Annotated in this window: 3 protein-coding genes; 2 read left to right on the top strand and 1 reads right to left on the bottom strand. The window is 68.6% G+C overall.

From position 1 onward, the window contains the following. Nucleotides 1–2,787, top strand: a 2,787-nt coding sequence (locus HNV26_RS26610) for a condensation domain-containing protein (protein ID WP_171452897.1), incomplete at its 5' end; no start/stop codon positions are given. A gap of 94 nt (nt 2,788–2,881) precedes the next feature. Next, nucleotides 2,882–5,263, top strand: a complete 2,382-nt coding sequence (locus tag HNV26_RS26605; RefSeq protein ID WP_171439571.1) for a M28 family peptidase — start codon at nt 2,882–2,884, stop codon at nt 5,261–5,263. Nucleotides 5,264–5,273: 10 nt separating this feature from the next. Here HNV26_RS26605 and HNV26_RS26600 read toward each other — a convergent pair whose 3' ends face one another. After that, complete coding sequence (locus HNV26_RS26600) at nt 5,274–7,298, bottom strand: RiPP maturation radical SAM C-methyltransferase (protein ID WP_171439572.1); 2,025 nt, start codon at nt 7,296–7,298, stop codon at nt 5,274–5,276. Between the last annotated feature and the right edge of the window lie 83 nt (nt 7,299–7,381).

The following is a 7,381-nucleotide window of genomic DNA, read 5'->3' as shown; positions in this document are numbered from 1 at the left end:
GAACCCACCCGTGCCCCGCCCTGCGGAGCCCTGCCGGAGCACCCCGCCTACGTCCTCTTCACCTCCGGCTCCACCGGCCGTCCCAAGGGCGTCGTCGTCGAGCACCGGCAACTCCACAACTATGTTGCGAGCGTGATGGAGCGGCTGGACCTGCCCGAAGGCGCGGCCTACGCCACCGTCTCCACCTTCTCGGCGGACCTCGGCAATACCGTCATCTTCCCCGCGCTCTGCCTCGGCGGAACCCTTCACGTCATCTCCGCCGAGCGCGTGTCGGATCCAGCGGCCTTCGTGGAGTACCTCCAGCGCAACCCGATTGACGTGCTCAAGATTGTCCCCAGCCACCTGCGCGCGCTCGCGAGCGCAGGCACCGCCGGGGCGCTCCTCCCGCGGCAGCGGCTCATCCTGGGCGGCGAGGCGACGCCCCGCGCGTGGGCCGAACAACTTCAAGCCCAGGCGCCCGGTTGCCGGATCTACAACCACTACGGGCCCACGGAGACGACGGTGGGCGTGATGACGTTCCATCTGGCTCCGTCACGGCCACTCGCCGCGCTCAGCACCCTCCCGCTCGAGCGCCCCATCGACAACACCCAGGTCTACGTGCTCGACGCGAGGCTGCGGCCCGTCGCGGTGGGCATGACTGGCGAACTCTACGTCGGTGGCGCCGCGCTCGCCCGGGGGTACCTGAACCGCCCAGACCTGACCGCGCAGTCGTTCCTCCCCAATCCCTTCAGCGCCACGCCCGGCGCGAGGATGTACCGGACCGGAGACCTCGCCCGCCACCTGCCCGACGGCACCCTGGAGCACCTCGGGCGGGCGGACAACCAGGTGAAGTACCACGGCTACCGTATCGAGCTGAACGAGCTGCGCCACGCGCTCAATCAGCACCCACAGGTGCGCGACAGCGTGATGATGTTGAAGCGGGACACGAACGGCAACGAGGTGCTCGTCGCCTACTACGTCTCGCGCCAGGAGCAGGAGCACGCTCAACTCCGGACCTTCCTCGCGGAGCGGCTCATCGAGGAGGTGCTCCCGAACGTCTACGTCCACCTGAAGAAGCTGCCGCTCACCCTGAATGGGAAGGTCAACCACGAGGCCCTCCCCTCCCTGGACGAAGCGCGGCGGAGGCAACGCAGCCAGCTCGTCGCTCCCCGGACGCCCGTGGAAGCCACCCTGGCGGACATCTGGTGCCAGGTCCTGAACCTGAAGGAGGTGTCCGTCACCGACAACTTCTTCAGCGTCGGCGGGGACTCGATCCTGGGGATCCTCGTCGTTTCGAAAGCCGACCAGGCGGGGCTCAAGCTGACCCCGCGGCAGCTCTTCAAGCACCAGACAATCGCCGAGCTGGCCAGCGTCGCGGCCCAGGCACCTGCCTCTCCCGACGACGAGGGGCCGGTCAGCGGGCCCCTGCCGCTGACCCAGATCCAGCGCTGGTTCCTGGAGCAGGAAGTACCGGACCTGGATGGCTGGGGCATTCTCGTACCACTCGAAGCGCGGCAACCCCTGGACCCGTCCAGGCTCCAGCAGGCATTGACCGCGCTGCTGAACCACCACGACGTGCTCCGGCTCCGGGTGACGCGCAATGGCTCCGGCTGGGAAGCCCACATGGCCCCGCCGGGCGCACCGATGCCCTTCACTCGGTTTGACCTCGCTTCGGTCCCTGACGCCTTGCTCGAGGAGCGATTTCAAGCGCTCGGGCATGAACTCCAGGCGACGCTCCGGTTGGACGGCGGGCCCGTGGTGGTGACAGCCCTGCTCGAGCTGGGCCCCCACCGCCCCAGCCGGCTGATGATCGCCGCGCACCGGCTCGTGGTGGACGGCGTCTCCTGGCGCGTCCTCTTCGAACAGCTCCAGCTCGCCTATGAGCAGCTCGGAGGAGGCGGCGAATGCAAGCTGCCGCCCAGGACCACCTCGGTCCGCACCTGGCTCGAGCGCCTCCAGGGCTACGCGGACTCGCCCCGGCTTCGGGAGGAACTCGCGCACTGGACCGCGCAGGAGAAGGAGCAACCCCGGCCGCTTCCAGTGGAGCGCCCGGGGCCCCTGGTTCCCACGAGCCTGGAGCGGGAACTCACACACGCCCTGTCGTCTGAAGAGAGCCGGCTCCTGCTCAACGAGCTGCCCGAGGCGTACCGGTGTGAGATTGGCGAGCTGCTGATCGCCACGCTCGCATGGACCCTGCACGAGTGGACGGGTCATCCGGAAGTGCTGCTGGACATCGAAGGCCACGGGCGCGAGGACGTCTTCGAGGACGTCGACCTCTCCCGGACGGTGGGCTGGCTCACCTCCCTGTACCCTGTGCGGCTCACGCCGGAACCGGTGGGACCCAGCGCCACCGTGCGGACGGTGAAGGAGCAGCTCCGGTCCGTCCCGAACCGGGGCCTGGGCTACGGAGTGCTGCGCTACCTCTCACCCGACGCGGAGCTTCGCGCCCGGCTGGCGCGTGCGCCCCAGGCCGAAGTGCTCTTCCGGTACGTGGGGCAGTACCACCTCGCGGGCCCGTGGTTCACCGTGCTGGACCACCCGGAGCAACGGGCCCCCACGCGCCAGCACAAGCTGGCGGTGATTGCCCGCGTGGCGGACGGGCAGCTCCATGTCACCTGGTACTTCAGCACCGACATGCATGAGACCGCCACCGTGGAGCGGCTCTCCGCTCGGTACCTGGACACGCTCCGGACGTTGCTCGCGGAGCGCGGGGTCCCCGAGCAACTGGTCCTCGCGCCTTCAGACTTCCCACTGGCCGGGTTGGACCAGTCGAAGTTGGACAAGCTCCTGGGCAAGCTCAAGAAGTAGCGCCAGGTGATGTACCTCTTCCGGAGGCCTCGCCCTCCGGAACGCGTTGCCGGAAGCATCCGTGTCCGGTGGCGCGGTGAACTCTTAAACTCGCGTGGGCACGGCCGCCGCGGCGGTGACGCCTCTCGCACGGTACGACGTGGCCCCTCCATCCCCCTCCTCGTGGTACGGCGCGCTTCGGCCCTGGCTGCTCGGATTGGGGCTCACCCTGGTGGTCGTCGCGCTCCAGGCCGAAGCGACCCGGACTCCCCGTCCCCGCACCGCGGACGCGCCGTCCACCGAGTTCTCCGAAGAGCGTGCCCAACGCGTCATGCGGCACCTGGCGGATGGCATCGGCCGGCGCATCCCCGGCACCCCTGCCCACCAGGAGGCAGCCTCCTACCTGGCCAGCGTGCTGCGCGAGCTTCCGCGCCTCGAGGTCGAGATTCAGGAGGCGGAGGGCGTCTATCTCGATGACGACACCCTCGTTGCCTACACCGTCCGGAACGTGCTGGCCCGCTTGCCGGGACGCAGACCGGATGCAGTGCTCCTCTCGGCCCATTACGACACCTCCCCTGAAGGCACCGGAGCAGCGGACGACGCGCTCGGCATCGCGGCGATGGTTGAGGTCGCGCGCGCACTCGCGAACGGACCAGAGCTCGAGAACACGGTCGTCTTCAATCTCAATGGGGCCGAGGAGTATGGCCTGCTCGGCGCGGCCGGCTTCATGCAGCACCAGTGGGCGAGCCAGGTCCGCACCTTCCTGAACCTCGAGGCCACCGGGCTGGGCGGACGGGCCATCCTCTTCCAGGCCGGGCCGGACGCATCCTGGCTCCTGGAGGCCTATGCCCGGGCCGTGCCCCAACCGTTCGGCGACGTGCTGGGCCAGGACCTCTTCCAGCACCGGCTGGTTCCAGCGGGCACCGACGGCCACGTGTACCGCAGCGCGGGCATCTCCGGATTGGATCTCGCCCTCTTCCGGGACGGCTATGCGGTGCACTCGCCGTTGGATCGACCCGAGCGGGTAGAACCCGGAAGCCTTCAGCACATGGGCGAGAGCGCGCTGGCGGTGACACGCGAGCTCGCCACACGGCCATTTCCGGACGGGAACGGCTCGGGCCCGTCCATCTACTACGACGTGCTGGGACGCTGGATGCCCCAGTACGGCGCCCACGCTGCGTGGGCGTGGGCCTCGGCCGCCGCGCTGCTGGTGGCCGGCGCCACCGTCCTCGCCGCACGGCGGAGAATCATCCGCCTGTCCCTGGCCGCCGAGGGGCTCGGCTTCTGTACGCTGTCGCTCGTGGTGGCGCTGGTATTGCCGGTTGCCTTCGGCTTCCTGCCCCACTACGCATTCGAACGCCCACATGGCTGGTACGCCTCGCCATGGCTGGCCGTCGCGGCCTTCGGCACGCTCGCTGTCACCGGAGCGTTGCTCCCCCGCGCGCTGTGGGCGCGAAGGCTGGCTGCGCGGGGCGTGGCTCCCCAGGAGCGCGTGTTCACGGCCTGGATCGGAGGGCTCTGGCTGTGGGTGCTGACACTCGGAGCGTTGCAGTTCCTGGGGCTTGGCACCGCCTACCTGGCGTTGTGGTGGACCGTGGGCGGCGCGCTCGGGCTCATCGCCGCCACCGTCCTCGCCTCGCCTCGCGCTCGGATGATGGTCCTGTATGCGAGCTGGGTGCCGGGCTTGCTGCTGACCGTGCAGATGGGACGCTCCCTGCTGGAGCTCTTCGTCCCGGTGGCGGGCCACCTTCGGCTGGGGATACCGCTCGATCCACTCGTGGCGCTGCTGGCGGCGCTGCCGGTGGCCATGGCGTCCGTGCTCGGACTGGCCCCCATCCACGAGCAATCCCGCTTCGGTCCATCGGCAGCGGCCTTCGCCACGGCGAGCATGGCCTTCCTGGCCGTGCTGCTCCTGCGCTTCCCGTACACGGACGAACGGCCCAAACGGCTCTGGCTGGAGCACCGCCTTCAGGAGGGCCGCAGTGAGCTGCAGTACTCGAGCTGGGACTTTCCCGACCCGCGCGCCGCGCTCTCGGGGCAGCCCGGGCCTCTCCAGCCGGCCGCGCGAATGCCGGGCTTTCGCGGTGGTTACATAGCGCCCGTGCCGCCCGCGGACCTGCCCGCCCCCCAGGTCGAGGTGCTCGAATCACAGGCCGACGAAAGCACCGCGCTCCGGACCGTGCGGCTGCGCCTCCAACTGGGCGCGGCATACCTCGGTCGGGTGCGGATTCCGCGGGCCGCCCTCGCGGGATGGTCGCTCCCGGCCCCCCTCCCGCCGCTGGCGCCGGACGACTCGGTCTATGTCCTCGACGTGCTCTCACCGCCAGGAGGACACTTCGAGGTCTCGCTGCGTCTGAGGGGCCAGGAGGAGGTGCCGGTGGACGTACAAGCCTACTTCGCGGAATGGACGCCGCCGCTCGAAGAGGCGCGTTCGCGGCTCCCCGCGTGGACGACAGCGAACCTGCGCGTCTCCACGTACGCCACCCTCCGGCTCTGACCCGCCCGGCCTACGCCTTCACCTGGATGGGCAGGGCCTGGTCACCCGCCCGAGGAAGCATGGGATGGGGCTTCGACGCATCAGCCCTGGCGCCGCGCCGCTGCAACTCCGCCGCGTGGGCCGCGCGGATGCGCCGCGACGCCAGCTCAGGCGTGAAGGCGGGGGCCAGTGAGAGGAACCGGCCCCCCTCCAAGCGCTCCCCTTCCCGATAGAGCAAGCCCTGCTGGTTCCACCCTTCGAGGAGCTCCGCGATCTGCCCCGCGGTGGCCCTGCCCGACTCGATGAACTCCTGGTTGAGATCGTCCCAGCGGCGTATCTCCGCGCAGTACATGTAGACATCGCGCGCGAGGCCCTTGAACACGCTGGTCCGGAGCACGCCGGTCCGCGCATCGAAGATGCGCATGGACTGCCCGCTGTCGAGGTACGTCAGCAGGTGCCGGTACTCGCTGTTGCGGGCGGCGGAGTAAGCGGCCCCCCATTGCTTGCAGAGCGCGCGGACGTGGCTCCAGTCAGCCACGGGGCCGTCCTGGTCATAGGACAGATCGAGCAGGTCCAGCCGCTCGTAAAGCGCCTCGGGCAACCCGGCCCGGTAGAAGTCGGCGTTGCGCAGGTTTCGGACCCCGTACTCCTGGCTCAGCACCTGGACGGTGGCCCCGCGTCCAAGCCAGAAACGATTGGCCGAAAGCGGCTCGTAGCCGAGCGCGTACCGCTGGATGGTCTCGCAGGTCTCCGCCACTTCCTCTGGCCGCCCGCCAGGGAAGTCGGTGAGGAGGTTCGCGCCATTCGAGATCCCCAGCTCATGGCAGATCTTCATCACCTGAAGGTTGGTGATGACCGACGTCCCCTTGCCGATCCGCTTCAAGTACGACTCGGAGAGACTCTCGATGCCGAACTGGACGAACCGGACACCGGCCTGCCACAACATCAACAGCTCGTGGGGACGGATGTTGGCACGCATCTCATAGAAGATGACCCAGTCCTTGCCGGTATCGATGAGCCGTTGCGCGAACTCATCCACGCCCTTGAGCCGGATGATGTTGTCTAGGAAGAAAAGAACGTTGTTGTGGTAGCGCTCGTTGAGGGCCACCACCTCCGAGACGAGCCGCTCGGCCCCCTTCTCGCGGTAGCCACTCCATTGCACGTTCAGGTTGCAGAAGTGACACGTCGCCTTGGGGTTGCCGGTCCGCTTCGCCCGATCCCACCAACAGCCCCGGGAGCCCTCCACCGTCATCAGCCAGAGGAAGTTGAGCGCCTCCGCCCGGGTCGCGTACTCGCTGTAATCAGGGATGGGCAGGTTGTTGACGTCGGACACCTCCCAGAAGGGCGCGCCGCGCGGCAGGGCGCTGGCGGTCTCTCGCGTGATGAGCCCCTTCAGGCCGCTGACGTCCTCTGCCGCGGCCAGTCCGCGCGCCAATGCCAGCAGCGGCTGCTCGCCCTCGCCCTGGATGACGTAGTCGAAGCAGTCGAGCTCCTTCAAGAGAGAGGGGCCGACGCGCTCGGAGACCGTCGAGCCGCCGAGCACAATCCGTGTCCCGGTGGAGCGCCGCTTGATTCGCATGCTGAGCGCCAGGTTCGCGAAGAGCTGTCCGAAGCAAGTCGTCAAACCGACGAGCTGGTAGCGTCCGGCCACCTCTTCCGCCACGCGGTCCAGGTGCGCCTCCAGGCGGGCCTGGATGACGTCGAACGCGCTCGACCAGGTAGGGCGCTCGCCGTGGATCTCCGGGTCGAGGAAGCTGCCCGGCCCCGTGAGCGGCACACCTGACTCCTCCATCCGCGAGATGAAGAAGGCGCGCACCTGCTCCTTCCTCTCCGGAAAACACAGCGCTGCGTACAACATTTCGCCGACATCGTAAGAGGACTGCGAGATCCGGTCGTAGCAGCCGAAACCGAGCGCGGCCGCCGCGTCGAGAAAGTCAGAACGGCACACCACCTCGAGAGTGGGCTCCTCCTGCTTCAGGTAGGCGCACAGCGCGCCCAGGGCAGCCGATGGATGGCGGTACAGAGACCAGGGAAGCGCGATGAGACAGATCCTCAAAAGGCACCCACGCGGAGACGGGAGAGGAAAGACTTTACCGTAGCGCGAAACTCCTCTCCAGACGCCCTGTGGCAAACGCACCG

The sequence above is a fragment of the Myxococcus xanthus genome, assembly GCF_013116825.1.
Classification (GTDB): Bacteria; Myxococcota; Myxococcia; order Myxococcales; family Myxococcaceae; genus Myxococcus; species Myxococcus xanthus_B.
This window is presented reverse-complemented; position numbering and strand designations above follow the sequence as displayed.